Annotated in this window: 28 protein-coding genes and 7 pseudogenes; 12 read left to right on the forward strand and 23 right to left on the reverse strand. The window is 68.4% G+C overall.

Annotated elements, in window-relative coordinates:
- Positions 1-2 precede the first annotated feature (2 nt).
- From LP418_RS30745 to LP418_RS10970, 4 genes and pseudogenes are all read right to left on the reverse strand, one after another.
- Positions 3-890, reverse strand: coding sequence for a M13-type metalloendopeptidase (locus LP418_RS30745; protein ID WP_336276059.1), 888 nt, complete (start codon positions 888-890; stop codon positions 3-5).
- Positions 882-1,580, reverse strand: a pseudogene (locus LP418_RS30750) (peptidase M13); the annotation flags it as partial. The gene LP418_RS30745 and the pseudogene LP418_RS30750, both read right to left, overlap by 9 nt.
- A gap of 154 nt (positions 1,581-1,734) precedes the next feature.
- Positions 1,735-1,977: pseudogene (locus LP418_RS29840) on the reverse strand (peptidase M13); the annotation flags it as partial.
- A 40-nt stretch (positions 1,978-2,017) separates the two neighbouring features.
- A complete protein-coding gene (locus tag LP418_RS10970) occupies positions 2,018-2,872 on the reverse strand; it encodes a methyltransferase domain-containing protein (protein WP_257956291.1) in 855 nt (284 codons plus the stop codon).
- A 127-nt stretch (positions 2,873-2,999) separates the two neighbouring features.
- On the opposite strand from LP418_RS10970, the gene LP418_RS10975 reads away from it, so the two are divergent.
- Positions 3,000-4,424 (forward strand): hypothetical protein, encoded by a 1,425-nt coding sequence (locus LP418_RS10975; RefSeq protein WP_257956292.1) that lies wholly within the window; start codon positions 3,000-3,002, stop codon positions 4,422-4,424.
- Here LP418_RS10975 and LP418_RS10980 read toward each other — a convergent pair.
- The 3 genes and pseudogenes from LP418_RS10980 to LP418_RS10990 all read right to left on the reverse strand — a co-directional run.
- Positions 4,414-4,590, reverse strand: a complete 177-nt coding sequence (locus LP418_RS10980) for a zinc-binding dehydrogenase (protein ID WP_257957325.1) — start codon at positions 4,588-4,590, stop codon at positions 4,414-4,416. The genes LP418_RS10975 and LP418_RS10980 overlap by 11 nt on opposite strands.
- Positions 4,591-4,717: 127 nt before the next feature.
- Positions 4,718-4,849 (reverse strand): annotated as a pseudogene (locus tag LP418_RS10985) (hypothetical protein); the annotation flags it as partial.
- A gap of 292 nt (positions 4,850-5,141) precedes the next feature.
- A pseudogene (locus tag LP418_RS10990) lies at positions 5,142-5,405 on the reverse strand (alcohol dehydrogenase catalytic domain-containing protein); the annotation flags it as partial.
- 68 nt (positions 5,406-5,473) lie between these two features.
- Between LP418_RS10990 and LP418_RS10995 the strand changes: the two are divergent.
- The gene (locus LP418_RS10995; protein ID WP_257956293.1) at positions 5,474-6,856 is read left to right on the forward strand and encodes an MFS transporter; all 1,383 of its coding nucleotides are present in this window, start codon (positions 5,474-5,476) and stop codon (positions 6,854-6,856) included.
- Here the strand turns inward: LP418_RS10995 and LP418_RS11000 are convergent, their stop codons facing one another.
- From LP418_RS11000 to LP418_RS11070, 15 genes are all read right to left on the reverse strand, one after another.
- Entirely contained in the window at positions 6,857-7,342 is a 486-nt protein-coding gene (locus tag LP418_RS11000) for a hypothetical protein (RefSeq protein WP_257956294.1), read from the reverse strand. It abuts the gene before it with no gap.
- Positions 7,297-8,118, reverse strand: a complete 822-nt coding sequence (locus LP418_RS11005) for an RNA polymerase sigma factor (protein ID WP_257956295.1) — start codon at positions 8,116-8,118, stop codon at positions 7,297-7,299. Before LP418_RS11005 ends, LP418_RS11000 begins: the two co-directional genes overlap by 46 nt.
- Positions 8,119-8,152: 34 nt before the next feature.
- On the reverse strand, positions 8,153-8,500 hold the full coding sequence (locus LP418_RS11010) for a YciI family protein (protein ID WP_257956995.1): 348 nt from the start codon (positions 8,498-8,500) through the stop codon (positions 8,153-8,155).
- Between the two features lie 73 nt (positions 8,501-8,573).
- Positions 8,574-8,744: a dihydrofolate reductase family protein gene (locus LP418_RS11015; RefSeq protein WP_257956296.1), complete on the reverse strand. Its 171-nt coding sequence runs from the start codon at positions 8,742-8,744 to the stop codon at positions 8,574-8,576.
- 60 nt (positions 8,745-8,804) lie between these two features.
- Positions 8,805-9,023 (reverse strand): hypothetical protein, encoded by a 219-nt coding sequence (locus tag LP418_RS11020; RefSeq protein ID WP_257956297.1) that lies wholly within the window; start codon positions 9,021-9,023, stop codon positions 8,805-8,807.
- Between the two features lie 31 nt (positions 9,024-9,054).
- Positions 9,055-9,549: a DUF6069 family protein gene (locus LP418_RS11025; protein WP_257956298.1), complete on the reverse strand. Its 495-nt coding sequence runs from the start codon at positions 9,547-9,549 to the stop codon at positions 9,055-9,057.
- Positions 9,527-9,682, reverse strand: a complete 156-nt coding sequence (locus LP418_RS11030; protein ID WP_257956299.1) for a hypothetical protein — start codon at positions 9,680-9,682, stop codon at positions 9,527-9,529. Before LP418_RS11030 ends, LP418_RS11025 begins: the two co-directional genes overlap by 23 nt.
- A 96-nt stretch (positions 9,683-9,778) precedes the next feature.
- Positions 9,779-10,828, reverse strand: coding sequence for a M15 family metallopeptidase (locus tag LP418_RS11035; protein ID WP_257956300.1), 1,050 nt, complete (start codon positions 10,826-10,828; stop codon positions 9,779-9,781).
- A gap of 200 nt (positions 10,829-11,028) precedes the next feature.
- Positions 11,029-11,313, reverse strand: a complete 285-nt coding sequence (locus tag LP418_RS11040) for a hypothetical protein (protein WP_257956301.1) — start codon at positions 11,311-11,313, stop codon at positions 11,029-11,031.
- 71 nt (positions 11,314-11,384) lie between these two features.
- Positions 11,385-12,449, reverse strand: coding sequence for a hypothetical protein (locus tag LP418_RS11045; RefSeq protein WP_257956302.1), 1,065 nt, complete (start codon positions 12,447-12,449; stop codon positions 11,385-11,387).
- Positions 12,450-12,456: 7 nt separating this feature from the next.
- Positions 12,457-13,752 carry a hypothetical protein gene (locus LP418_RS11050; RefSeq protein ID WP_257956303.1) on the reverse strand — a complete coding sequence of 432 codons (1,296 nt, stop codon included), beginning with the start codon at positions 13,750-13,752 and terminating at the stop codon, positions 12,457-12,459.
- A gap of 19 nt (positions 13,753-13,771) precedes the next feature.
- Positions 13,772-14,797, reverse strand: coding sequence for an O-antigen ligase family protein (locus LP418_RS11055; RefSeq protein WP_257956304.1), 1,026 nt, complete (start codon positions 14,795-14,797; stop codon positions 13,772-13,774).
- Positions 14,794-14,997 carry a hypothetical protein gene (locus LP418_RS11060; RefSeq protein ID WP_257956305.1) on the reverse strand — a complete coding sequence of 68 codons (204 nt, stop codon included), beginning with the start codon at positions 14,995-14,997 and terminating at the stop codon, positions 14,794-14,796. The genes LP418_RS11055 and LP418_RS11060 overlap by 4 nt, the downstream gene beginning before the upstream one ends.
- 200 nt (positions 14,998-15,197) lie before the next feature.
- A complete protein-coding gene (locus LP418_RS11065) occupies positions 15,198-15,821 on the reverse strand; it encodes a GNAT family N-acetyltransferase (RefSeq protein WP_257956306.1) in 624 nt (207 codons plus the stop codon).
- Positions 15,799-17,106, reverse strand: coding sequence for a glycosyltransferase family 4 protein (locus LP418_RS11070; protein ID WP_257956307.1), 1,308 nt, complete (start codon positions 17,104-17,106; stop codon positions 15,799-15,801). Before LP418_RS11070 ends, LP418_RS11065 begins: the two co-directional genes overlap by 23 nt.
- Before the next feature lie 77 nt (positions 17,107-17,183).
- Here LP418_RS11070 and LP418_RS29845 point away from each other — a divergent pair, with 77 nt between their 5' ends.
- From LP418_RS29845 to LP418_RS33145, 10 genes and pseudogenes are all read left to right on the forward strand, one after another.
- Positions 17,184-17,498, forward strand: coding sequence for a DegT/DnrJ/EryC1/StrS family aminotransferase (locus tag LP418_RS29845; protein ID WP_272496328.1), 315 nt, complete (start codon positions 17,184-17,186; stop codon positions 17,496-17,498).
- Positions 17,458-19,086, forward strand: a complete 1,629-nt coding sequence (locus tag LP418_RS29850; RefSeq protein WP_272496329.1) for a DegT/DnrJ/EryC1/StrS family aminotransferase — start codon at positions 17,458-17,460, stop codon at positions 19,084-19,086. The genes LP418_RS29845 and LP418_RS29850 overlap by 41 nt, the downstream gene beginning before the upstream one ends.
- A complete protein-coding gene (locus tag LP418_RS11085) occupies positions 19,025-20,215 on the forward strand; it encodes a glycosyltransferase family protein (protein ID WP_257956308.1) in 1,191 nt (396 codons plus the stop codon). The genes LP418_RS29850 and LP418_RS11085 overlap by 62 nt, the downstream gene beginning before the upstream one ends.
- Positions 20,216-21,019: 804 nt before the next feature.
- A pseudogene (locus LP418_RS33135) lies at positions 21,020-21,754 on the forward strand (polysaccharide biosynthesis protein); the annotation flags it as partial.
- A gap of 112 nt (positions 21,755-21,866) precedes the next feature.
- Positions 21,867-22,079 carry a polysaccharide biosynthesis protein gene (locus tag LP418_RS33140; RefSeq protein WP_442940164.1) on the forward strand — a complete coding sequence of 71 codons (213 nt, stop codon included), beginning with the start codon at positions 21,867-21,869 and terminating at the stop codon, positions 22,077-22,079.
- A 13-nt stretch (positions 22,080-22,092) separates the two neighbouring features.
- A complete protein-coding gene (locus LP418_RS11095; protein WP_272496330.1) occupies positions 22,093-22,875 on the forward strand; it encodes a polysaccharide biosynthesis protein in 783 nt (260 codons plus the stop codon).
- Positions 22,761-23,138 carry a polysaccharide biosynthesis protein gene (locus LP418_RS11100; protein WP_272496343.1) on the forward strand — a complete coding sequence of 126 codons (378 nt, stop codon included), beginning with the start codon at positions 22,761-22,763 and terminating at the stop codon, positions 23,136-23,138. Before LP418_RS11095 ends, LP418_RS11100 begins: the two co-directional genes overlap by 115 nt.
- Positions 23,135-24,253, forward strand: coding sequence for a polysaccharide biosynthesis C-terminal domain-containing protein (locus LP418_RS11105; RefSeq protein ID WP_257956311.1), 1,119 nt, complete (start codon positions 23,135-23,137; stop codon positions 24,251-24,253). Before LP418_RS11100 ends, LP418_RS11105 begins: the two co-directional genes overlap by 4 nt.
- A gap of 8 nt (positions 24,254-24,261) precedes the next feature.
- Positions 24,262-24,966 (forward strand): annotated as a pseudogene (locus LP418_RS11110) (UDP-N-acetyl glucosamine 2-epimerase); the annotation flags it as partial.
- Positions 24,869-25,105: pseudogene (locus LP418_RS33145) on the forward strand (hypothetical protein); the annotation flags it as partial. The pseudogenes LP418_RS11110 and LP418_RS33145, both read left to right, overlap by 98 nt.
- Before the next feature lie 91 nt (positions 25,106-25,196).
- Here LP418_RS33145 and LP418_RS11115 read toward each other — a convergent pair.
- Entirely contained in the window at positions 25,197-25,655 is a 459-nt protein-coding gene (locus LP418_RS11115; RefSeq protein ID WP_257956313.1) for a hypothetical protein, read from the reverse strand.
- Positions 25,656-26,898: the final 1,243 nt, after the last annotated feature.

The raw sequence follows: 26,898 nt of genomic DNA on the forward strand, positions 1-26,898 counted from the left end.
AGTCAGGGGGTCCCCAACAAGATGGAGCCCCTGACTGTTCGGTAGCTGCAGAGGATCAGCGATTCACCAGATGCGCACAGCTCCGCGGGCTCGATCCACAGCTCATCCTCGGCCGAGGTCTCGAACGCCTCGTGGAACTCGTCGAGGTTGCGCACGATGTTGGCGCGGAACTCCGGCGGCGAGTGCGGGTCGATGGTCAGGAACTGCAGGTCCTGCTCCTTGCGACGCTTGGTGCGCCAGACGTAGGCCCAGTTCATGAACAGCGCCTGCCGTTCATCAGCCGGGGCGGTCCCACCTGACGCGATCACGAACGCCTTGTGGCCAATGGTCAGGCCACCCGGGTCGCCGATGTTCTCGCCGACGGTCAGCTCGCCGTTGACCTTCTCGCCCGGCAGGTTGCGCGGCTCGAAGCCGTCGTACTGCTCGATCAGGGCCTTGGTCTTGACCTCGAAGGCGGCCTTGTCGTCGGCGGTCCACCAGTCGTTGAGGTTGCCGGCGCCGTCGTACTGCGCGCCCCGGTCGTCGAAGCCGTGGCCGATCTCGTGGCCGATGACCGAGCCGATGCCGCCGTAGTTCTCGGCCGCGGTCGCGTCGGGGCTGAAGAACGGCTTCTGCAGGATGCCGGCGGGGAAGCAGATCTCGTTGGTGCCCGGGTTGTAGTAGGCGTTGACGGTCTGCGGCAGCATGAACCACTCGTCGCGGTCGACGGGCGAGCCGATCTTGTTGAGCTCACGGTCGGTCTCGAAGGCCGACGCAGCGACGATGTTGCCCATCAGGTCGCCCGGCGTGACGACCGGGTTGGAGTAGTCGTGGAACTTCTCCGGGTAGCCGATCTTCGGGCGGAAGGTGTCGAGCTTCTCGTAGGCCTTCTGCTTCGTCTCCTCGCCCATCCAGTCGAGCGCCTCGATGGAGATGCGGTAGGCCTTGAGCAGGTTGTCGACCAGCTCGTCCATCATCGCCTTGGACTCCGGCGGGAAGTGCCGCGAGACGTATTCACGCCCGACGGCCTCGCCGAGCGCGCCCTCGACCAGCGAGACGCCACGCTTCCAGCGCTCGCGCAGCTCGGGGGTGCCGTTGAGGGTGCGGCCGTAGAAGTCGAAGTTGGTCTCCACGAAGTCGTTCGGGAGGTATGCCGAAGCGCTGCGCAGCACGTGCGAGAGCAGCCACGACTTCCAGTCCTCGATGGGCACCTCGTCCGGGACGGTGGACAGGTGCGCGAGGTAGGACGGCTGGCGGACGCAGGACTCCGCGATGGTCTGGTCGTTGCCGCCGAGGTTGGTGACGTAGGCGTCCCAGTCGAAGGAGGGCGCCAGCGCCTTGAGCTCCTCGAGCGTGGTCAGGTTGTAGGTCTTCTGGACGTCGCGGGTCTCCGCGCGCTCCCAGTGCCCGGCCGCGAGCTTGGTGTCGATGTCGAGCACGGTCTGCGCCTTGGCGGCCGCGTCGGGGATCTGGCCGAGCTCGAGGAGCCGGGTCAGGTAGGCGACGTACTTCTCCCGCACCTCCGCGAACTTGTCGTCGCGGTAGTAGCTCTCGTCGGGCAGGCCGAGGCCGCCCCGGGTGATGTGGAAGAGGTAGCGATCGGAGTTGCGGTCGTCGGTGTCGACGTAGGACCCGAAGAGCCCGGCGCCGCCGACCCGCTCGGAACTCGCCCGGGAACGCGGCCGGGTCGCGGACGTCGCGCAGGCCGTCGACGGCCGCCAGCAGCGGCTGGATCGGGCGGGTGCCGAGCTTGTCGATCGTCGCCTCGTCCATGAAGGAGGCGAAGAGGTCGCCGATCTTGCGGCCCTCCTCGTCCAGCTCCTCGGCGGGCGTCTCGGCGATCGAGGTGATGATGTCGCGGACCTGCCCCTCGGCGACATCGGCCAGCTGCACGAACGGCCCCCAGCTGGACCGGTCGCTGGGGATCTCGGTCTCGTCGAGCCACCGTCCGTTGACGTGGCCGAAGAGGTCGTCCTGCGGACGAATGTCAGGGTTCATGCCCGGGCGGGCGTCATCCAGGGATGCTCACGGAGCGACCCTAACCGGCCGGGTCAACGCTCCGCCCGATGACCGAGAACATCATGACCGCGACGAACGCCTCGCCCCGCTCCGCACCGGCGATGTTGTCCCGCTCGAGCCGGTCGCCCTCCTCCACCGTGATGGCGCCGTCCGCCAGTGCATGTTCGATGCTGTTGCGCAGCAGCACCGGGACGCGGAGCTGCTCCTCGGGCAGCACCGCCGCGTCGGCTCCGACCTCCGCATCGACCACCAACCCGGCCCGGCGCAGCAGCCACCGCAGCGAGCGGCCGGCGAACGGGTTGGTCCAGCGACGGAACGACGCATCCATCAGGCGGCGCACCACGTCGGGTTCACCCATCGACTGCACCATCGAACCCCAGTCGCTGTCGACCAGCGCGACCCGGCCGCCCGGCGCCAGCACCCGGGCGATCTCGCGGGCTGCCGCCGCCGGGTCGTCGAGGTGCTGGAAGACGCGCTCGGAGCGGATCACGTCGACCGTGCCGTCCTCGAACGGAAGGGCCGGGGCGTCGCCCTCGACGAAGACCGCCGTCGACCCCTCGGCCAGCGCCCGCGCCTCCGCCTGCGTGCGGAGGCCCGCATGCGGCTCGATCCCTACGGCACGACCGGCAGGACCCACGAGCGCCGCTAGTCGCCGTACCTCCGCGCCGGTCCCGCACCCGAGGTCCACGGCGGTCTCCCCGGGCTGTGGCGCGAGCGCGGCGAGCGTCCAGTCGCGCAACCGCTGGATGCCGGGCATCAGCTCCTGCATGTCGAGCACCATCACCCGGGCGGCCGGGTCGGCGGCCGCGTCGGCCGGCAGGTTGCCGCGCCGGAAGCTCGTGGGCGTGAGGGCCTTCAGGTCTCCAGTGGTCACCGTGCCAGTGTGCGACCGCGGGGCGCCTCGACACCCTGTTGTCTAGACCGTTCGTTGCCTGCGACACCGATCCTCGGCACAGTCGGAGTGATCGCCCCGCCCGCGGGACGTTCGAGGGGAGACCGCCATGCTCGTCCGTCGTGTCCTGAGCGCGCTCGCGCTCGCACCACTCGTCCCGGCGGGCCACGCGCCCGCGGTGAGCACGGCGAGCACGGCTGACGCACGGGTCACGCCGAGTGCCCGGACGCCGCTGACGGCCAGTGCCGGGCCCAACTTCGCGCAGGCCGCGGTCGCTCGTACGGCGGACGGCACCCAGCACGTCGTGTGGGTCGTGGACAACGCGGACCGCACCCACAACTACGAGCACACGGCGATCTCGCCGAGCGGCGTCCAGGGGCCCGTGCACCGGATCCCGGCCAGCAACTGGGGCCAGCTCAGCACGCCGGTCGACCTCGGGGTCAACGCCGACGGCAGCCTCCGTCTCGCCTTCCGCGGTTCGCTCGACGGCAACACCGCCAACTTCTTCACCTACAAGGGCGTCTACACCGCGGTCTCCGGCGACGGCGGCGCGACGTGGGCAGTGCCGCGCGAGGTGCTCACGAAGAGCATCAGCGACGGCGGCGTGACGATGGCCTACGTCCCCGACGGCACCGGGCGTCCGATCACCGGGTATGGCGACACCGGAGGCTTCCACTGGAACGTCGGCCTCGTCCCCGAGGCTTCCGTGGAGACGGCCACCGTGCAGGAGTTCACCGACCACGACGCCATGGGCGCCTCGCTGGTCACCTCCGGCGGCGGCGTCTACGTCGTCTACCAGAGCACGCGGGCCAACGGCATCTTCGCCCGTCAGGTGTGGCCCACGCTCGGTGGCCCGCTGCAGGCCCCCGGCACCTACACCAACCCGGGCCAGCCGATGGCGCTCGTCGACCGTCCGGGCGTGGGTCCCGTGGCGGCGTACGCGATCAACGGCAAGGTCGTGCTCTGGGACATCGGGGCGAACGCCACGCACGCGGTGCCGGGCATGGACGGCCCCAACAACGTCGCGCTCGCCGTGCTGCCGGACGGTCACCTGTGGGTGGCCGCGCAGGGGCCGATCGGCTACACCCCGCGCGTCTCGCGGGTGGCCGCCCGCGGCTGGAACGTCGATCGCCGTCCGGTCGTCCTCGACGAGCTCTACAGCACCTTCGGGATCGAGGTGAGCAGCGCCGGCGCACTCCGGGCCGAGTTGCTCCTGACCGGCAACGAGGTGGCCGAGCCGAGCCGGATCCACGCGATGTCCGCGCTCGCGCAGCTGACCGTCAAGGCCTCGCCCCGTCGCTGGCGGGTCGGTCGTGACCAGCGCGTCGTCTTCAAGGTGACCGACGTCGACGGTGCGGTCGCGGGGCGCGAAGGTGCGCGCCGCCGGCAAGCGCTGCATCACGGCCGGCTCCGGGAAGTGCAGCATCCGGTTCCCCGCCTCCAACCGGCCGAGGACGATCACGGCCAAGGTGAAGAAGACGAGCTACTACACCGTCAGGACGACCCTGAGGATCAAGCGCTGATCAGCCCCTGACGCGCACGATCGACTTGCCGAGGGTCAAGCGGTTGTCCATGTCGACCAGCGCCTGACCGAAGCCGTCCATCGGGTACGTCGCACCGATGGACGGCTTGATCACGCCGGTCTCGATCATCGGCAGGAGCTCGCGCCACTGCTGCTGCATGAAGTCCCGGCGCGTCATCGCGTAGGCGCCCCAGCCCACGCCGCGTACGTCGATGTTGTTGAGCAGCAGTCGGTTGACCTTGACCTCGGGGATGCCACCGGCCGGCGGCGAAGCCGACGACGAGCAGGCGACCCTGCTCGGCGAGGCAGCGCAGCGAGTCGGTGAAGAGGTCGCCGCCGACGACGTCGAGCACGATGTCGACGCCGCGGCCGCCGGTGAGCTCCTTGACCTTGTCGCGGAACCCGGCCCGCTCGTCGGTTGAGCCTGTCGAAACCACGTCGTCTGCCCCGGCGGCCAGCGCGACCTGCGCCTTCTCGGGGTGAGCTGACGACGGCGATGGTGCGGGCGCCGTACCCCTTGGCGACCCGGATCGTGGCGGTCCCCACGCCCCCGGCGGCGCCGTGCACGAGGACGGTGTCGCCCTCGCGGATGCCGCCCCGGTCCTTGAGCGCGAACTGCGCGGTGAGGTAGTTCATCGGCAGCGCCGCGCCCTCGTCGAAGGAGAGCGCGTCCGGGAGCGGGAACGTCCAGATCTTCGGTGAGGCGACAACCTCGGCTGCGTTGCCCCAGCCGGCGACGCCGGCCACACGCTGCCCGACCGTGAAGGCGCTGCTGCCCGGGTCGCGCACCACGCCGGCGAAGTCGACGCCGAGGTTGAACGGCGGCTCCGGCTTCATCTGGTACTCGCCACGGCTCAGCAGGAGGTCGGGGAAGGAGACGCCCACGCTGTGCACCTCGACGAGCACGTCGTCGGCGCCGGGCGTCGGCTCGGGGACGTCGTTGACCTTGAGGTCGGCAGGTCCGGTGGTCGTCTCGACTTGTACGGCGCGCATGGTGCCGAGGCTACTGCCGCCCGTGGCTCTCTTGACCTCAAGTCCACGTGAACCAGCACCCTGACGACGTGACCACGCAATCCGATGGCCCGATGTCGGTGCCGACCGCCACACTGGACGGCATGGGGGATCCGATCATCGACCCGGTGCGCGACACCGTGGGCGACCAGCCGGTCGGTCGCCGCGCGCCCGGGGCCCTGACGCCCTTCCGCACGCCGGCCTACCGCTGGCTGGCGCTCGCCCTCGCCGCAAGCGCGTTCGCGAGCGGCGTCTGGATCGTGGCGCTGGTCTGGGAGGTCATCCGCCTCGGCGGCGGCCCGGGTCAGCTCTCGACCGTCATGACCGCCAGCGCCGTCGGAGTGCTGATCCCCGCACTGCTGGCCGGGGTCGTGGCCGACCGGGTGCCGCAGAAGCTGATCCTGCTCACCGTCGCGCTGGTCGAGCTGGTGGCGATGGCGATGATCGCCTTCCTGTCCTCGGCCGATCTCAACAGCGTGTGGATCCCGGCGTGCGCCACGTTTGTGTCCGGCATGGGCATGGCGTTCTACTACCCCGCCTACTCCGCTTGGCTGCCGGCGCTGATCCCCGAGTCCGACCTGCAGGCGGTCAACGGCTTCGAGGGGATGGTGCGCCCGACGATCGGACAGGCGATCGGACCGGCCGTGGCCGGTGCCGTCGTCGGCGCCCACTCGCCCGGCGCGGCGTTCATCGTTGCCGCGGTCTCCGGCGCGGTCGCGCTGGTGGTGCTCGCCCGGGTTCCGCAGACCCCCATTCGCCGTACCCTCGACGAGGCGCACGCCCGGCACCCGGTCCGCTCGGCCTTCGCCGACATGCGCGAGGGCTTCGGCTACATGATGCGCACCCCGTGGCTGCTGGCCACGCTGCTGTTCGCGTCGCTGATGATCCCGGTGATGATGGGTCCGCTCGAGGTGCTGATCCCGTTCCTGATCAAGGACAAGCTGGGCGGCGGCCCCGACGACCACTCCTATGTCCCGGCGGCCTTCGGCATCGGCGGCGCGCTCGGTTCGCTGGTGATGGCGTCCGTGCGGATGCCGCGGCGCTACCTCACGTTGATGAACCTCGGATGGGGTCTCGGCTGCCTGCCGTTCCTCGTGATCGCGGTCGCCGACAGCGTCTGGATGGTGATCGGTGCCGCGGCCGTCATGGGGGCACTCTTCTCGGCGCCGATGGTGATCTGGGGGACGCTGCTGCAGCGCCGGGTGCCGCCCGAGCTGCTCGGTCGCGTCGCGAGCCTCGACTTCTTCGTCAGTATCTCGCTGATGCCGATCTCGATGGCGCTGGCCGGACCGGTGGCCGACGCGATCGGGCTGCGCAACACCTTCTACATCGCCGGCATCGTGCCGGTCGTCGTCGTGGTCGTGGCAACGGTGTGGGCGAAGCTGCCGGCCGACGAGCTGGCGCACCCGCTGCGCGACGATGAGGAGGAGTAGTCAGGCACCATGTCCCACACACTCGGCGGCGCGCCTCTGCATCGTGGACCGCTCGACGTCGTTTCGGGTGAGTGCTGCCGCCCGGAGGAAGTGGCTCCCGGCCTCGTCGTGGTCACCGAGCCGGCACAGCAGGTCGCCGGCCACGGCCGGCAGCAGGTGGTAGCCGCTCATGCTCGGCAGGTCGAAGAGCGGGCGGACGATGTCCGGGCCCGCTTCGGGCCCGAATGCCTGCGCGGTCGCGACACCGCGGTTGAGCTCCACCACGGGTGACGGACTGATCTGGGCCAACCCGTCGTAGAGGGCGGCGATGCGCGGCCAGTCGGTGTCGGCGGGGATGCGGGCGCGGGCGTGGCAGGCGGCGATGGCCGCCTGCAGGGCGTAGGGACCGGCCGAGCCTCCCAGCCGTTGGATGCGATCCACGAGCGCCAGCCCGCGGGTGATCAACAGCTGGTCCCACCGGGTGCGGTCCTGGTCGAGGAGCAGCACCGGCAAACCGTCGGGACCGGTGCGCGCGGAGACGGGGGGCCCGGATCTCGAGCAGTGCGGAGCAAGCCGAGCGTCTCGGGGTCGTCAGGGGTCAGACTGGCGAGCATCCGCCCAAGGCGCAGTGCCTCGGCACACAGCTCCGAACGGATCCAGTGCTCACCGCTGGTGGCGGTGTAGCCCTCGTTGAAGACGAGGTAGATCACTTCGCGTACGGCGCCGAGGCGGGCCGGGCGCGCCTCCGGGCCGGGCAGCTCGAACCGGACCTCCGCGGCGGCCAAGGTCCTCTTGGCCCGGACGATCCGCTGCGCGATCGTCGCCTCCGCCGTCAGGAACGCCCGGGCGACGTCCTCGGTGGCGAGGCCGCAGACGAGCTTCAGGGTGAGCGCGGAGCGGGCGTCCGGGGAGAGCAGCGGGTGGCAGGACATGAAGATCAGGCCGAGCAGGTCGTCGGCCGGGTCTCCGTCGACGATCTCGTCGATGTCGTGCTCCGGGGTCTGCGGGGTCTCCGCGGCGACCCGGTGGTACTTGTTGCGCTGGTTGTCGCGGCGCCGGATCCGGTCGATGGCGAGGTAGCGGGCGGTCGTGTGGAGCCGGGCGGCCGGGTTGTTCGGGATGCCGTCGGTGCGCCACCTCTCGAGGGCGGCGACGAAGGTGTCCTGCGCAAGCTCCTCTGCGGTGTCGAGGTCACCGACGAGGCGCGCGAGGCGGGCCGTCACCCGCGGGGACTCGACACGCCACAGCGTGGCCACGGTCTGATCGAGCGAGGTCTCGTTCATGGCTGCTGTGGCGGTCGAGTTCGGCCCGGGGTGGCTACGCGAGGTCGTCGAACTCGACGACGCGGCGTACGTCGACGCGCTCCGACCCGACGACGAGCGCGAACTTGCGCGCGTGCTCGACAGCCTCGGCGAGCGAGTCGACCTCGAGGATCGCGAAGCCGGCGATCAGCTCCTTGGCCTCGGCGAACGGACCGTCGATGACCCGGACGTTGCCGTCGGCCACCTCGACCCGAGCGCCCTGCTTGCTGGAATGGACGCCCTCACCGGTGAGGAGCACGCCGGACATGGCCGACTCCTGCATGTACTGGCCGATCGCGGCCTGCGTCTCCGGCGACGGCGGGACGCCGTCCTCCATGTCCCGGGTCTGGTAGTGCATCACCATGTAGCGCACGTCTTGTCTCCTCGATTCGTGTCGGTTGGGGTCAATGCTGTCGTACGACGGGCTTGCGCGCCGTTCACGCGCCGGCGGCCTTGTAGACGAGGTGCAGCACGCCGGTGCTGAACGCCTCGGACGAGACCAGCTCCAGCGGCACCGTCTCGCCGTCGGCGAAGAGCTTCTTGCCGTGGCCGACCACGATCGGGTGGACGAGCAGGTGCAGCTCGTCGACCAGACCCTGAGCGAGCATCCACTGCACGAGGGGTGGCGCTGCCGGTCGTACCGAGTCTGGTGTCCTGCTTGAGGGCCTTCAGCTCGGAGGCGACGTCACCGCTGACGACCGAGGAGTTCTCCCGGTGGCGTCGGCGAGGGTGGTGGAGACGACGTACTTGCGCGAGCCGTTCATCATCTCGGTGATCGGGTCCTCGGGGTCGGCGCTCGGCCAGTACGCAGCGAACTCGTCGTAGGTCTGGCGACCGAGCAGCGTGGCGTCGTTGTTGCTCATCTGCTCACCGACAACCGCGCCCATCTCGTCGTTGAAGTAGGGGAAGTGCCATGTCTCAGGGCGACTCGATGACGCCGTCGAGCGAGATGAAGAGGCTGGACTTGATGTAACCCATGATGTGCTCCTTGGTTGGTGGGCGAGGATGCCCGGGATGTGCTGGATGGTCGTGCTCGTTTCGTTTCAGCGCCCGGCAGCCAGTCGACGGCCGAGCATGGGGACGATGACCGCGGCGGCGATGAGGTGCGCCACGACCAGCGTTGCCTTCGTGGGCGCACTGGTTCCCGCGGCGGTCAGCGGGGGCGATCAGCGACGCAAGGACCGGGACGCTCGCCACGGCCCACCAGACGCGTGCCGGGTTGGTGGCCCAGCGTTTGATACCCGCGACGAGTGCAGTCCCGAGAACCATGCAGAACGCGATCGAGATGGCGCAGGCACCCGCGGTGACCGGCACCACGGAGCTGGCGTGGCCGCCCGGGTCACCGACGGCCAGATCGACACCGGCGAACCGGACAACGGCGGTGAAGGATTCAGTCGCGACGGCCGCCAGCACGGCTGCGACGCCGCCGGTACGAAGCAGGCCAGTGAGGCGCGCCCCGGACGCGGTGTCCGTCTCTGCGGGGTGACGCGACGGTGGTGTTGGTGGTGGCGTTGGCGGGGGTGGTGGCGTTGGCGGTGGTGGTCATGGCGGTTCTCCCTGTCGTGGTGGTCACCGTGGAAGGTGCTCTCACCCTGTGTGCCGAACGACGGCACACGGAATCGACAAGGTCGCCAAACATTTTTCAGGCGGGTGCCTTGATCGCGTTCATCTCGAAGTGCATCGGGTCGGTGTAGCCCCAGTCACCGCCCCGTGCGAAGCCCCACTTCTTGAAGATCGCCACGACCGCGCGATTCATCTCACCGAAGCTGCCGCGCTGGTTGCCGGGCACGTTGAGGTCGAGCGCGATGCCGAAGGAGTGCAGCGAGAGCTGCTGGGTGTTGGCGATGTAGCGCGGGTAGTAGCAGCCGGCGTACTCCCCGGGATGGATCTCGTCCGCGAGCCCCGTCGTCTGGACCTCGAGCAGCGCCGCGCGCAGCTGCGGGAAGATCACCCGGTGGCACGTGACGTTGCCCGGGATCGGCACCGGCTCGGTGCGGATGTTCGCCGTCACCCACGACTGCTCCGGCGCGATGCGGCCGCCGCCCAGCACCGTGTAGCGGAACGTCCCGACGGCCTCGGCGACGGAGCCGCCCGTCAGCACGGCGATCTGCTGCGCGCCGGGATCCGGGTTGGGCCCGAGGATGGAGACCGCCGCGTCGTCGCCGACGATCTTCTGCAGGTCCTTCATCACGAACCGCGGCGAGTGGATGCCGGTGTTGACGAGCATCGCGTTGTCGGTGGGGATGCCGAGCTCCTCGCCCCACTTCTCGTTGACCACCGCGTCGATCTGCGGCACCTGCGGTGCGTAGGCGCCGATGTGCACCTCCGGCGCGTCATCGTCGTTGCCGAGCTTGAGGTAGCCCTGCTTGTCCCGGAGCTGCTTGGCCAGCTTCTTCTCCAGCGTCACCTCACCCCCGGCGACCCGGTCCCACTGCTCCTGCAGCTCCGCGGACTCCCGGACGGTGAAGTTTCGGTACGTCGATGGGTCGACCGCCGCGATGTTGAGCACCGTGTTCTCGACGCCCGCGTTGCCGAGGGAGAGCACCGGGGAACGCTTGACCGTCTTCAGCGCGTTGATCCGCTCGATCACGTCCGGGTCGAGCGCGTCCTTGCCCTTGATCATCAGGTCGGCGTAGACCAGCGCGCCCGCTCGCGGCCCGGGTGGGTCGACGGCGTGCTCAGGGTCGGCCACACGCGGCGTCTCGCTGGGCGACGCGGTCGTCGTGCTGGGCGTGCTGGTCGAGCTCGAGGGCGACGATTCGGACGGGTCGGCGGGCGACTTTCCGCCACACGCGGTCGCGAGCAGGAGCAGGCCCGCGCATGTCGCTGCGCGCGCTCGCCGTACTCTCAACATGGCCCTCCCCTCGAACGACTCAAGGGTAGGCGACCGATTCACATCGAACTAAGCGAGCGGTAGCGACCGATCGAGCGGACGACACCTGTCAGCCACGCGACGAGCAACACCAGCGCGAGCAGCCAGCGGAGACTGCCACGTTCCATCAGCGACTCTGTCACCGCCAGCGCAGCCGGGACACCGGCGACGGCAGCGAGGATCCGACCGAACGGCAGGTTGCGACAGCCGATCGCCCACGAGACGACGATGGCGCCACACGCAAGGATCGCGGTCGCGATCAGGGTGGCCGCCGCGACGCCCTCCGAGGCCCCAGATCCGCGCAAACCAGATGCTCAACGAAACATTGACGAGACACGCCAACAGCGACACCGCCAGAATAAGCCGGGTGCGGCGCCTATAGACGACGAAGTTGGCGCAAAGGTTGAAGATCAGCGTCAGGGTCCCGACCACCAGGAAGACCGGAAGAATCGATGCACCACCCCAATAGGGCCGCGCCGCCACGAGTCGCAGGAGATCCGGGCTCACGAAGATGGCCACCGCCATCGCCGGGGCGAAGTAGCCGACGAGGTCCGACGCTGCGCGCCGCACTTCGTCGTCGTTGCCGCTCTTGGTGTGCGCGAAGTACCAAGGCGTCCAGGCCACGTTCAAGGCCGCGGCAGTCAGCGCGGCCGCGCTGCCCAAGGTCGCCGCAAACGCGAACACCCCGGCGGCACCAGCTCCGTCCACAGCCAAGATCACGACCCGGTTGGCGTTGTTGGTCACGTGATACAGCATTTCGTGGGCCAGAAGGGGCAACGAGATGGGCAGCGCGAACGCGGCCAGAGCCCACTGCGGGGTGCCCCAGGGATCGTCGCGGCGACGGTGCGGCAATCATCACCGCAACCGCCCCGGCCGGGACGTAGCCCGGGATGCGTGCCGGGGCCGCGTCGTCGAGGAACTTCATCAGGACCAAGGCGAGTACGGCGGCGCCGAGTGTCGACACGAAGGTGAAGGCCGGGTAGCGGCCTCGGCGACCGCTGATCACCGCGTGCACCGAGGCCATGTTGATCATGGCGTACAGAACCCCGTTGGCGATTGCGATCAAGAGCCAGCGCCGGGGCAGGCCGAGCTGCGCCTCCCACCAGCCGGGGGCCACCAGCAGGACGGCGACGAGCACGGCCGTCGGGACGGCGTACAGCGGGAGGACTGACCTGATGAAGTCGATCGCGCTGCCTGCTCCGTGCTCAGTGACGGCGTTGTTCAGGCTCCCGTGCAGCTGGAGGCCGATGACGAGGCCGAACAGGGCGGCCCAGAAGAGATAGTTGGCGGCGAGTCCGAGCTCCTCGGTGGTCATCACGTGGGTGAAGACGGGGGCGAGCAGCAGGTTGAACGCCTGCAGTGCCATCGCCCCCCCGGTGTACACGGCGGCGGTGCGCCAGAAGCTGGTCTGACCCGGCACCTCGTCGGCCTCCCCCGTCACGTGCGGGTCACCACTCGGCTACCGCGGCGACGACGCGCTCCTGCACCATCTCCGCGATGACGGGTCTGAGGTGGTTGCGCTTTACCAGCTCCGGGCCGCGGGTGGCATATGCCCGTTGCTTCGTCGGATCGGCCAGCACCTGCCGGATCGTTGCGGCGATGTCGGTGACCTCCGGGGATGTAGCGACGGCCGCTGCTTCGTTGTCGACCGGGTAGCCGATGGAGGCGACGGCGGCCGGGCCTACGGCCAGGACGCAACGGCCGGACGAGAGGTACTCCGGGATCTTGGTCGAGACCGACAGGCGGGTGATGTGCTGGTTCTTTCGGTCGAAGGACTCGACGTGCACGAGCAACGCGGCCACACTCCGGCGTTTGGCCAATTCCTCCGCGTCGGCCTGACCAAGGAAGGTGACCCGTGGCGAGCTCGTGAGCTCGGTGAGCACGGACGCCTCGGGCTCGACAAGGGAAAAAATTTCGAGGCGGGTGTCGATCCCGTGCTCGTCCGCCAGCGTGTCGAGGGCGGCGCCGATCGCCGCAAGGACCCGCCAACGGTTGAGGCCCGGGTTCCCGGCGAAGTGCAGCACGAAGGGTGGCTCGGTCGCGACCTCGAGCAGTTTCTCGGCGAGCGATTCCACGGAGTTCATGGCCACGGCATAGTCGCCACCGAAACGATGGGCGTATTCCTCGGCCATCCGGTCGCCGATCGCGATCACGGCAGCCGACCGCGTGACCGCGCGCTGGTAGGCGCCGGAAATCCGTCGCTGCTGAATTCGCTCGATGGGGTCCAGCGCGTGCAGCGGGGTGAGGTAGTCGTCGGTCGTCTCGAGGATGAGTGGGAGGTTACGACGCTCGCAGATCCGTTCGACGACATCGAAGGCGAACGTGCAGTTGCTGCTCTGGAAGAAGATGATGTCGGGATCGACCTCGTCGAGCCAACGTTCGAGCTGCGGGGTCTCCCAGCGTCGTCCCCGCCAGAACCACGACCGAACCATGAGGGCTGCCGGCCAGCGCTGCTGCAAGACGCGGCGGGCTAGGCGATACAGGGGATTCGTGTGGAGTCGTTGCTTGCCGGCGGCGTCGAACGCCACGCTCGTGGGCAGGACCGGTCCAGCCGATCCCGTGCGCCCGAGAGTCGCCTTGAGCATGTCGAGGTCGGTGACACGGTAGAACCGCGAGCACACAGTGAATGCCGGTTCGTCGAGCGTGAAGTACAGCTGGGCCGGGCGATCCTGCGGCCAACTCTGGAAGAAGGCACTCAACGTCTTGCCGTTGCTCTGCAGGTCACTGAAGGGGTTGTGGCTCACGACAAGGACGCTCGGGCGGTCAACCATCGCGCACCGCAGACTCTGCCTCCATGGCAATCACCTGCTCCTGCTTCAGCGCCCCGACCACCAGCCAGAGCGGGACGACGATCGTCAGGATGAGCATGGTGGGTTGACCCATCGAGCACCCGAGCGCCGCACCGACGGTGAGGAACGCCGCGACGTTCTCCCGCGCGCCGATCCGTCGCATCCGAAAGCGTCTCCAGCCCGGGACGAGCGCGACGCCGAACAGCGACAGGTACAACACGAAGCCGAGGCCCCCGTAGGCGTTGAGGTGCTCCGGGACGAAGTTGTGCGCGGTCGCCGTTTCCTCGCCCATGTCGTTGTCATAGGGAAAGTAGAGGCGGCCATCAGTGAATACCGGGTCCTCCCGGATCTCGTCGATCGAGGCCTCAGCCAGCGCGACGCGGTTGAAGTCCGCCTTGCCCTTTTCCTCATCAATGACCTCGATCGCTTTGTCACGGGCGTCCCCGACCCCGCCAGTAAAGGCAGGAGCCGGGACGATCCGGTAGATGCCGAATGCCGCGCCGCCATAGTTGGTCTTCCACACCACGCCGTGAACGACACCGGCGACAAGGACCACGGCACCGAGCGTGGCCAGCACCTTGCGCGAACGCACGAGGAGGCACGCGGAGCCGACAAACACTGCAACGCACAGGAGGCTCAGCGAACGGGAGCCGGTCCAGATCGGCATCACGATGGCCAGCAGCAGGTTGACCGCCGCCGAAGCGCGGAGCAGCCGGGTCGGCAGTGTGGACTCGCGATGCTGCGCCGGGACGTAGACGTTGAGCGGGATCAGTACTACGAGCAGTCCGCCGTAAATCATCGAGTTGCCCAGAAACTCAGACATACGCATGTTCTTCCGGGCAGGGAGGTGGAAGACGTTCACGGCGAGATTGAGCAGGACCAGCCCCCGCACCATGGTCCGGGAACGATCGAGACGGGCATCGACAAGGAAGTAGCACACCAAGGGGACGACAGTGGTACGCAGCGCCAGCAGGCTCTGCTTCACCTCGTCGCCGGTCACCGCCCGTTGCGCCTCGACCAGGGACGTACCACACCGGGGAAGACCGCCGGGGCGACCAGCAGGTGGCGCGCGTGCTTGCGGGGGACATAGCGACGGCTCACGAACGCGAGGCAGAGGAACAAACCCACTAGGACCATCAGGATCTCAGCCGGATAGACCTCCAGCCGTCCGGAGTCGGACAGCGGGACCGGGAGCGACACGGTGAAGAGCGACGTGGCCGCCGGGAGAAGCCCGACCCCGATCCGGGCACCCCCCCAAGGACTGGCTTGGTCGCTGACAGCGACGTCCCCCCGCGGTCTTCCGTGCGAACTGGCCCTGTGCGCGCCTGATCGTCATCCCCGTGTGTCATTTTCCTACCCTTCCCCGTGGTTCTCCGAGTGCTTGACGCGAACGAACGAGCCTACCGAGACGTATCGGCGGACTGGCTCCGGGCGACACCGCCAAGAGCAATCGCGTACACGATCATCGGTCGCCCTTCGGCTGAGACAAATTCCTCCGTCGCGCGCCAGCCCTGCCGGGCGTAGAACCCGCGGACCAAGTCGTTGTCCACGGCGTCCGTCGTCAAGTGCGCCGCGGTGGCACCCAGCCTCACGGCCTCAGAGGTCCACGCGACCATCAGGCGAGCACCCGTTCCGGCTCCCCGGTCGCCGGGAGCGACACAGATGGAACTGAGGAGAGCTCCCTCGCCCACACCACCGCCGCGGTAGGCGACGCCGCGAACCAGCCGCGCCAGCTCCGATGGCCTTCGCACCACAGCCAGAGCACTGGCCGGGGCGAAGCCAAGAAAGCGCCTGCGGAGAAGCCGTGAGAAGAAGCCCGAGGGCTGGGTGGTCCCGACGGCCACCCCCTGCAGCCGCCCCGATGTGTCCCGCGCGACGGCCGTCACTGCGGTCTCGTCGGAGAGGAAGCCGCGATAGAACTCTCGCAGGAAGCGCTCACCCGGGGAGGAGAGGAAGAACCCCGGAAACGACGCACGATGAAGCCGTGCTGCTTCCTCCACGTCACCGGCCTGCAGGCGCCTCACCTCCGCGTTGCCGGCGACAGGAGTGCTGGTTGGCGGCACGGCCACGGGAGCGGCTGCGGCAGCAGCTCGGGTCAGGATCTCCTCCATGCGGTCGATGCCGACCGATGCGGAGTACCGGGACGTGTAGACGTCGCGCGCCGCCCGGCCGCGAGCCGCCAGCTCGGCACGCCCCAGTTGGGGAAGTGACCTGAGATGCGCGGCTAGCCCGTCGACGTCGCCGGACGCGGACACGAATCCCGCTCCCGGACTCGCGTACCGCCTCGGCCGGGTCGCCGGTTGCTGAGGCCACGATGGCTCGACCCGCGGCCAGCGTGGCTCGGAACTTGCTGGGCATCGTGATGGCTGCCAGCGGATCGTCGTTGAGCGAGATGAAGGCGGCATCGGCCGCTCCCATCAAGTCGGCCACGTTGCCCTGCGGTACCCGCCCGAGGAACCTGACGTTCGTGAGGCCCAACTCGTTGGCCCGCGCACGCAGGGAGCCCTCTGAGACACCTGACCCCGCGATCAGGCACACGAAACGGGGGTCCTCGACCCGAGCACATGCCTCCGGGAGGACCTCGAGCCCCTGTGCCCCGCCCAGCGCGCCGGCGTACAACAGCGCGATCGAATCTGCCGAGACGCCCAGCGAAGCCCGCATCGCGTCATCCGCGGGTCGGGCCACGTCCTCGTTGGCCCACATCGGCACGTAGTTGATCCGGGCTGGATCAACGCCACGTCGACTCAGCACGGACTCGACCCCCGGCGAGTTGACGACGACACTCGCCGCGCTGGCATACATGCCGCGGCACCGGGTCTCGGCGGCGCGGGTCACTGCGCGCGAGACCGTCCCGCCGTCGGCGAACCCGGAGGCGAAGACCGTGTCCGGCCAGAGATCCAGCACGTGCACCACGACCGGGACCCGCCGCGCGTAGTGCAGCCACCACATCGCCGGGGCCACCGTGATCGGCGAATAGTTGACCCACAGGACGTCAACGTCGCGAAGTGCGGACGCCCCGGAGACCAGCGCCGAGGCGCCGAAGGTTCCGTAGTTGAGCAGTCGGCCGGACATCGCTGCATCGTGGCTCGGGTACAGCGCAACACGGCGGACATCCACGCCGTCGAGGACCTCGTCCTGTCTCCCGGAGAGCCGGTATCCGTCGGCGATCTGCCCGCTCGGGTAGTTCGGAAAACCGGTGAGCACTCGGACCTCGTGTCCACGAGCCAGAGCCCACGGGCGAGCACCCCGGGCAGTGTTGCGGGACCAGGGCTCCGGGTCGTACCACTGGGTGAGTAGGCCTACTCGCACGAAGGGTTCCCCCGGGTTTTCGGAGTGGACTGGAACGCTGGCTAGTGTAGGCGCGGCCGTTCGTGAGGAGCCCCATCGTGTCGAGTTCCGACTTCATCCCCTTCGCTCTCCCCGACATCGGCGAGGAGGAGATCGCAGCCGTCGTGGCGACCCTGCGATCGGGTTGGCTGACTACAGGACCGAACGCCAAGGCGTTCGAGGAAGAGTTCGCGGCCAATCTTGGTGGCGGCGTCGCGATCGCGGTGAACTCCGCAACCGCAGGGCTCCACCTCGCCCTCGAGGCGATCGGTATCCGGGCCCGGCGACGAGGTCCTCGTCCCCGACTGGACTTTCACCGCCAGCGGCGAGGTCGTGCGCTACCTCGGCGCCGATGTCGTGGTCGTCGACGTTGACCCCGAGACGCTCAACATCGACCCGGCAGCAGCCGAGGCGGCACTCACTCCCCGTACGAAGGCGATCATCCCCGTCCACTTCGCCGGAATGCCGGTCCCGCGCGGGCCTCTGTCTGAATTCGCGCACCGACACAACCTGTTGGTCGTGGAGGACGCCGCGCACGCCCACCCTGTCGTGTCCGAGGGGCAGCCCGTCGGTCTCGGCGACAGCTCCGCGGTCGTCTTCAGCTTCTACGCAACCAAGACGATGACGACCGGCGAGGGCGGCATGGTCGTGGTCCGGGACGAGGCGCTGGCTCGCCGGATCCGCACGATGCGCCTGCACGGCATCTCTCGCGACGTCTTCGACCGCTACCGAAGCAAGGCCCCGTCCCGGCACTACGAGGTCGTCGCACCGGGCTTCAAGTACAACCTCCCCGACCCGGCCGCCGCGATGGGACGCGTCCAGCTGTCCCGGTCGGTCGAGATGGCCGGGAAACGCCACGTCATCGCCCAGCAGTATGGGCGCGAGCTGGTCGGCCTACCCCTCGAGTTGCCTGCCGGGCTCGACCTACAGCCGGGCGAACACGCCCGGCACCTCTTCGTGGTGCGCCTGACCGAGGACGCCCCGGTCGACAGGGACACCTTCATCCAGTTGATGGCCGACGCCGGCGTCGCCTGCAGCGTCCACTTCATTCCGTTGCACCGCCATCCCTACTGGCGCGACCGATACGGCCTCGACGCCCCGTCGTTCCCCGTCGCCGAGCGTGTCTATGCCCGGGCCGTGAGCCTGCCGATCTTCTCGTCCCTGACCACTGACCAGGGTCGAGCGCGTCGTCCATGCCGTCCGCCGGATCCTGACGTGACAATCGATCCCAAGCGACTGCTGGACGTCATCGCCTCCGGCATCGGTCTGTTCTTCTCCGGGCCTCTCCCGGGCGCTCTCGCCGGATGGGTCCGCCTTGATTCTGACGGGCCCGCCCTGTTCCGGCAGACCCGCGTCGGGCTCGGCGGGGAGGAATTCACGATCCACAAGCTCCGCACGATGCACGTCGGTCACAACGGGCCATCCGTGACCGCCGACCGGGAGTTTCGGATCACTCGTGCGGGCCGCTTTCTGCGCCGGAGCAAGCTCGACGAACTGCCGCAGCTCTTCGATGTCCTACGCGGTCGGATGAGTCTTGTGGGGCCTCGACCCGAGGTCCCTGAGTACGTCGCGCAGTGGCCGGCTGAGCATCGCGATCGAATCCTCAGCGTGCGCCCCGGCATCACCGACCCGGTCTCCCCGGAGCTGCGCAACGAGTCCGAACTACTGGCCGGGGCCGCCGACCCGGCCGACTATTACGTGCGCGAACTCCTTCCCTACAAGGCAGCCAAGTACGTCGAGTACGTTGACACGCGACCTTCGGTGGGGACCTTCGCATCATCTTGCAGACTCTCAGGGCCGTGGTGGCCCGGTGACCATCGCTGCCGAAGACCTGCGGATCCCGGTCATCAATGGCGAGAGCATCAGCTCCAGCTCACCCACCGGGATCACGCTGTCCACCGTGCTGAGCCAGTTCCTGCCCGAGCAGTTGATGGAGCTGTGCTTGGTGCAGGGCGACCTTGAACCCCGTGTGCGCTCGATGACCTTGCCTTCCTCTGTCACTCCACTGCGCCACGTATCGCGGCGTTTCCTCGGCGGCGCCGCGGTGGCTCGCTCGGTCAACGCCTCCGTGCTCGCCGGGGAGTTGGCCGGCGACACCGACAGAGTCTCGGCCCGCAATCGCGTGCGCGAGATCGGGAACGCCTACCTCGACATGGGGCCCGTCCGGTTGCCCAAGGATGCTGTGCGCGCCGCACGGGAGTTCGCACCGCACGTGGTCTACACCTCGGGTTGCACGATTGGCATCAATCGTCTGGCCCTCGCCTTCGCCCGCGCCTGCCGCGTACCAGTGCTCGTGCATTACCTCGATGACTGGCGCGCGAGTCTCTACACGGGCCGCGGCACCCGGTTGCCGAGACGGGCGCTCCTGCGCTCGGTGGCCCGCCTTGAAGCCGGTGCCGCTGTGGGCCCGGTGATCAGCGACCTCATGGCGGCCGAGTACACGCGGCGTACCGGCCTCAACTACCTCCCCCTGATGAACGCCGTGGACACCACCCGCACTCCGACGACACCGCCGTCGACAGGAACGGTCCGAGTGGTCTACACGGGCGGTCTCCACCTTCACCGGCAACGGGCACTCCTCGACGTAGAGGCAGCGATCCGCGGGGCCGGAGGTGCAAGCCTCACGATTCACACCGGGCTCACGAGCCGCTGGGCGGAACCACTCTTCGACCCGGCGATCACAACGTTCGCGCCGTATGTCCCGCACGACCAGATCCACGGGGTGTATGCCGACGCCGACGTGCTGGTGCACGCCGAGAGTGCGGACCCCGACATCGCTGCCTTCATCCGCTACTCGATCTCCACAAAGATCTCGGAGTACCTCGCGGCAGGTCGCCCTATCCTTTGCTACGCCCCTGCGGAAACCGCCCTCCATCAGTACGTCGCGGGAAGCGGAGCCGGCATTGCTGTCAGCACCGCCGCCGAAGTGTCCACGGCGGTGCGCGCCCTCGTCGCCGATCCCGCTCTACGGGCGGAGATGGGGGTGCGGGGCGTGGAGCTCGCCCGGGCCGGGCACTCCGGGGCGCAGGCACACGAGACTCTCGTGCGCGCGATCCGTGTGCTGGTCGACGACATACCGCCCCTCGGGTGAGTCGCGCCGAAATAGGACGGGTCGCGACACAGCGATACCATCCCGGGGCTGGACGGTGAGCAAAGTGAACCATTGCGTATTCGGGGGAGGTATGTGGCGGTGACGAACAACCCCCACGCCCGTCGAGCCCTCCCGGCCCTCTGGGACGTCTTCAGTTGGACCGTGGGCGCCGCCATTGTGATCGGTTTCCGCCACGACTTCCGCATTCCTGAGGTGAGCTGGGAGTCGACTCTCAAGTACCTAGTGCTCTCCGCCGTGCTGATCCTCGTCATCGGCTATGCCTCGCACTTCTACCGGGGCCGCTACATCGTCGGGTCCTTCGACGAGGCAATCGGACTGGCCGTTCGGGTCGGCGCCGTGGCCGCCATCACGATCCTGAGTGCCCCCATCGTCAACCCGGACGTTCCGCGCAGCGTCCCGGTGCTGACTCCGCCGATCGCGTTCCCGGCCTCCGCCGCTGGGCGTTGGTTCTACCGCGCCCTCCGCGACCGCGGGGCGCCGCTCTCCGAGACCGACCCCACCCGGGTCCTGATCTACGGCGCCGGCGATGCCGGTAGCCGGGTGCTCCGGCTCTTGCGCGGGGACCTCGGCGGGACCTACCGGGCGGTCGGATTCCTTGACGACAGTCACGTCCGCCGACACCTGCGGATCCGGGGCGTCCCGGTGGTCGGGGACGGGACCAAGCTGGGGGCGCTGGCCAAGGACCTCAGCGTCGGAGCGGTCATCCCGGCCATCCCCGAGGCGTCGGGAAAGTTCGTCGGGCGCGTTCAGGAGGATGCCCACCGCGCCGGCTTGGAATTCCCGGTGCTGCCCCGGGTCTCAGAGCTGATCGGCGGCCAAGTCGCTGCCTCGGACATCCGCAAAGTCGAGATCGCCGACGTCCTCGGCCGCCACCGTGTCGAGACCAGCCTGACGTCCATCGCCGGCTATCTCACCGGCAAGCGGATCCTGATCACGGGCGCCGGAGGTTCCATCGGTTCCGAGCTCGCCGGGCAGGTCCACCGCTTCGGGCCGGCAACCCTGATCATGCTGGACCGCGACGAGTCCGCCCTGCACTCGGTGCAGCTCTCCATCTTCGGCCACGGGCTGCTGGACGCACCGGACACCGTGCTGGTCGACATCCGCGAGCCCGACTCGCTGCGCCGCATCTTCGCCGAACACACGCCCGAGATCATCTTCCACGCGGCTGCCCTCAAGCACCTGCCGATGCTGGAGCGCTTCCCATCCGAGGGGTGGAAGACCAACGTGCTCGGCACCCTCAACCTCCCGGACCTCGCCGAGGAGTTCGGTGTCCAGCGGTTCGTGAACATCTCGACCGACAAGGCGGCCGAGCCGTCGAGCGTGCTGGGCTCGACCAAGCGGATGGCCGAGCAGCTCACGTCGTGGCACGCCCAGCAGACCGGGCGGCCGTTCATCAGCGTCCGCTTCGGCAACGTCCTCGGCTCGCGTGGGTCGATGATGTCGACCTTCACCCGCCAGATCGAGACCGGCGGCCCTGTGACGGTCACGCACCCCGAGGTCAACCGCTACTTCATGACCATCCCGGAAGCCTGCGAGCTCGTCATCCGGGCCGGCGCGATCGGCGGACAGGGCGAAGTCCCGGGTGCTGGAGATGGGCGAGCCCGTCAAGATCCCGGACGTGGCTCGACGGATGATCGATCTCTCGGGACGTGGCCACGTCGAGATCACCTTCACCGGCCTGCGCCCGGGCGAGAAACTCTCCGAAGTCCTGTTCTCGGACGACGAGGAACCCCAGCCCACCGAGCACCCGCTGATTCGCAGCGTGCAGGTCCCCCCACTGTCCCCCTCACAACTGACAGGGTTGGCCATGGACCGGCCCGATGTCCACACGAGCAATGACTGAACAAGGAGTCCGCATGACGCAGGTCGACACCCCCACTGATCGAGCAGTAGAGGGGCGGCTTGTCACGATCACCGGTGGCACGGGGTCCTTCGGATCCATCATGGCCAAGCACTTGCTTGAGCAGGGTGCCCGGCAGGTGCACATCTTCAGCCGCGACGAGGCCAAGCAGGACCTCATGCGTCGTGCATTCAACGACGAGCGCATGCGCTTCTTCCTCGGCGACGTCCGCGACGCGGACAGCATCCGGCCGGCGGTGACCGGAGCCGACTTCGTGTTCCACGCCGCGGCCCTCAAGCAGGTCCCGTCGTGCGAGTTCTTCCCGCAGCAGGCCGTCAAGACCAACGTCGTCGGCAGCCACAACGTCATCGAGGCGTCCGCCGCCGCAGGCGTGAAGTCGCTGGTGCTCCTGAGCACCGACAAGGCCGTCTATCCGGTCAACGCGATGGGCATGTCGAAGGCGCTGATGGAGAAGACCGCGCAGGCCTACGCGCAACAACCCCGACTCCCACATGACCGTGTCGGTGACCCGCTACGGCAACGTCATGTACTCGCGCGGATCCGTGATCCCGGCCTTCATCGGCCAGCTCAAGTCAGGTCAGCCGTTGACCCTCACCGAACCCCGCATGACGCGGTTCCTGATGTCCCCCGGGCGAGTCGGTGGATCTCGTCAAGCACGCCTTCCTGCACGCCAACCCCGGTGACCTCTTCGTCAAGAAGGCCCCGGCCTCCACGGTGGACGTCTCGGCCCGCGCCGTGGCCGGCGTCTTCGGCCACGACGAGCCCGACCTACGTGTGATCGGCATGCGCCACGGCGAGAAGCTGCACGAGACGCTGCTGTCCCGCGAGGAGTTCGCCAAGGCCGAGGACCGGGGCGACTTCTTCCGCGTCCCGCTCGACACCCGCGGTCTGCAGTACGAGAAGTACTTCACCGAGGGTGAGGACGAGATCTCGCACGCCGAGGACTACGCCTCCGACAACACCCACCAGCTCGACCTCGCGGCGACGCAGGCCCTCCTGCGCACGATTCCCGAGGTTCAGGACGAGCTGAGCCGCGCATGAGGATCCTGCTCACGGGGGCCGAGGGCTTCCTTGGGTGGCACACCCGATGCCTGTTGCACGCGACGACCGACCACCGGGTGACCGGGATCGGACGCGGACAGTGGGGCGAGCTGCCGGCCCCGGTCGCCGACGTCGATGCCGTGCTGCACCTCGCCGGCGTCAATCGCGCCACCGATGAGGAGCTCGCCACTGGCAACGCCCAGCTCGCCGACGACGTCGCAGCCGCAGTGCGCGCCGCCGGTCGCCCGGTGACCATCGTGTTCGCCAACTCCATCCGGGTGGGCAACGGTTCGTCGTACGCCGAAGGCAAGTCACGCGCAGCCGAGACCCTGCGCGCCGTCGCGGACGAGGTCGGCGGTCGTTTCGTCGACGTCATGCTGCCCAACCTGTTCGGTGAGCACGGACGCCCGGCGTACAACTCCTTCGTCGCCTCCTTCGTTGCCGCGGTCATCAAGGGTGAGTCTCCCCGACATCGCGGATCGACCGATCGAGCTGCTGCACGCCCGGGGCGCCGCCCGCTCGTTGGTGGCCGCGCTCACCGGCGACGCCGACCGGGTCCAGCCGGCCGCCACGCCGACGTCGGTCCCGGCCGTCTGGGAGAGCCTGCAGCGGTTCCACGCCACCTACGTCCCCGGGGGGACGTGCCTGACATGGCCAGCGCCCTCGAGGCCGACCTGTTCAACACCTATCGTGCGGCACTGTTCCCCTCGCACTACCCGATCGTGCTCGAGCCGCGGGTCGACCCGCGTGGTCGCCTCGTGGAGACCGTGCGCAGCCACGGGTCCGGCGGACAGACCTTCGTGTCAACGACGGTGCCGGGCATTACGCGCGGCGAGCACTACCACCTGCACAAGATCGAGCGGTTCGCCGTGCTGAGCGGCACCGCGCGGATCTCGTTGCGTCGCCTCTTCCACACCGAGACGACTCACTTCGACGTGACCGGTGAGAGCCCGGTCGCCATCGACATGCCGACGATGTGGGTCCACAACATCACCAACACCGGTGACACCGAGCTGACCACGCTGTTCTGGACCGACTCGCTGTTCGACCCGGACAACCCCGACACCTTTCCCGTGCCCGTTGCGGGTGCCGCCGAACTGGAGCTGACCCCATGACCAAGGTGATGACCATCGTCGGGACCCGTCCCGAGATCATCAGGCTCTCCGAGGTGATCAAGCGCCTCGACGCCACCGTCGACCACGTGCTGGTGCACACCGGGCAGAACTGGGACTACACGCTCAACGAGGTCTTCTTCGAGGAGCTCGGACTGCGCGCTCCCGATCACCACCTCGGCGTGGACACGTCGAGCCCGGGCGCGGTGCTGGGCGGAGTGCTCATGGGCACCGAGAAGGTGCTGCTGGAGGAACGTCCCGACGCGCTGGTCGTCCTCGGTGACACCAACAGCTGCATCTCCGCGATCATGGCCAAGCGGATGAAGGTGCCGGTCTACCACCTCGAGGCCGGCAACCGCTGCTTCGACGAGAACGTACCCGAGGAGACCAACCGACGTTTGGTCGACCACGTCGCGGACTTCAATCTCGTCTACACAGAGCACGCTCGTCGCAACCTGCTCGGCGAGGGCCTGCACCCCCGGCGCATCCTGAAGACGGGTTCGCCCATGAAGGAGGTCCCGGAGGCGCACCGCGCGGAGATCGCCGGCTCGGATGCCCTGTCGCGCCTCGACACGGAGGCCGAGGACTACATCCTCGTCAGCGCCCACCGGGAGGAGAATGTCGACCGGCCCGACCGGCTGGACGCTCTCCTCGACTGCCTTGAGGCCGTGGTGGCGGAGTTCGACAAGCCGGTGCTGGTCTCGACCCACCCACGGACACGCCAGCGCCCGGGACGCCCCGGGTCGCACGGTCGAGCGCGTCCAGTTCCACGAGCCGCTCGGATTCCCGGACTACAACCACCTTCAGTCACAGGCGTTCTGCGTGCTCTCCGACTCCGGCACCATCTCCGAGGAGTCGTCGCTCCTCGGGTTCCCGGCTGTCACCCTGCGTGACTCGATCGAGCGCCCCCGAGGCTCTGGACACCGGTGCGATCGTGATGACGGGCCTAGACCCGACCAACGTCGTCGAGGCGGTGCGGGTCGCCGTGACCGGCGACCGGGGTGGGCGCGTCGTCCCAGACGACTACGCGATCGGCAACTGCTCCGAGCGTGCCGTGAACTTCATCTTGTCCACGCACCGACGACACCACCAGTGGGCCGGCATCAGGAACTCCTGAGTCGGCGCCGACGCACGCCACATGGCGCTGACGCGTGGCGCGCCTCGGATGCGTGGTGCGGGTGGCGGCGAGGACGCACAGGCAGAACCAGCCCAGCGGCGTGCTGCTGATGGGCTCGGTCACACCGAACATGATCACGGCAACCATTGCGGTAACGATGACGCGCGAGGACAGGAGCATCTCCGCGTCGCGCCGCTCGCCGAAACGCACCACCGACGACGAGATGAGTGGCACCGGGTGCATCAGCAGGAGTAAGAAGACACCGACGACACCGAGTTGGGGCAGCACGTCCAGGGAACGAGTTGTGCCCATGGGTCATGACGGTGCCGGCCCCCGCATAGATGTCTTGAGCGACGGCGTTGTCCGTGGCTGGCGACCACGGATGAGGCCACACGGTTCCCCAGCCATGGCCGTGCCATCTCCGCTGCTCGGTTCCGCTGATGATGGCTTCCCACAACGGCACGCGGCCGGACAGCGTCACGGAGTCCCTCGACGACACCGAACCAAGGAGCGCAGGGAAGGCGAGCAAAAGCCCAACCCCGCCGATTACAACCACCGAGACCGTCAGCCCAATCCGGTGACGAATTCGTCTTGGCAGCCGCTCGACTCGGACGAGGCCAAAGCCCAAGGTCAGCACCACCGCACTGCTCAAGAAGCCGGTGACCGACTGCGCGAGGAACACGCCGAACAGCAAGATCAGTAGAGTGCCGAGCCAGACAATCCGGCCACGCCACCGCGTCGGGTGATATCCGGCAAGGAAGCCCAACGCCAAGACCATCGTGTAACTCAAGATGTTGCGATTGGTTCCTACGCCAGCAATGTATCCATCCGGGCCCATGTTGGGCGGGATGAGCGCCGAAGGAATCTCTTGCTGCCAAGCGTAGAGCGAAGCCACCAGTACCAGCAGGCCACCTCCACCAAAGCCCGCGACGAGCACGCGCGGAGTCACGTTCATCGCGATCAGGAGGGCCAGCGCAGCGACGGCCCCATAAAGCCAAAGCGCGTCGCCGGTCACTGGGCGCTCCATGGACCACCACCGGGACGCCGCTGCGAACGCTGCGAACGCGAGCAGTGTGAGCGGCGGCCGCCGTAGTCTCAGTCGTGGAAGCTCAAGCACGGCGACCAGCACTCCGAGCACCACGGCTTGCTTGAGCGAGACTTGAAATATGGGTTGGAGGGCCAAGGGATTCGAAAGAAGATAGAACTCGACCGCGATGAGGACGGCCCAGACCGTTCCGCGGGCGGTCCCCTCTCGCGCGGGGAGGAGTGCGTCATTCCTCCGTCGGATCCTTCGCAGGCGATCCCCCATGGTCAAGGCGGGTGCTATATGCGCCCCGTTGCTCACTAAACGTTCTCCCGCCGGCGCCGCCGTTGCGTATGACTGACCGCAGAAGTTTAGGGCATGCTTGGACTTCATGAGATTCGATGGAGGTATTGCGTGCGCATGGATCGCGATATCCGCCTATTCGACAGCGTCGCAGGCATGGACCGTAGATCGAACGCTGGTCGGCGTCGAGTGCGGCTAGCGCAG

This window comes from Nocardioides sp. B-3 (assembly GCF_024703895.1).
GTDB lineage: Bacteria > Actinomycetota > Actinomycetes > Propionibacteriales > Nocardioidaceae > Nocardioides.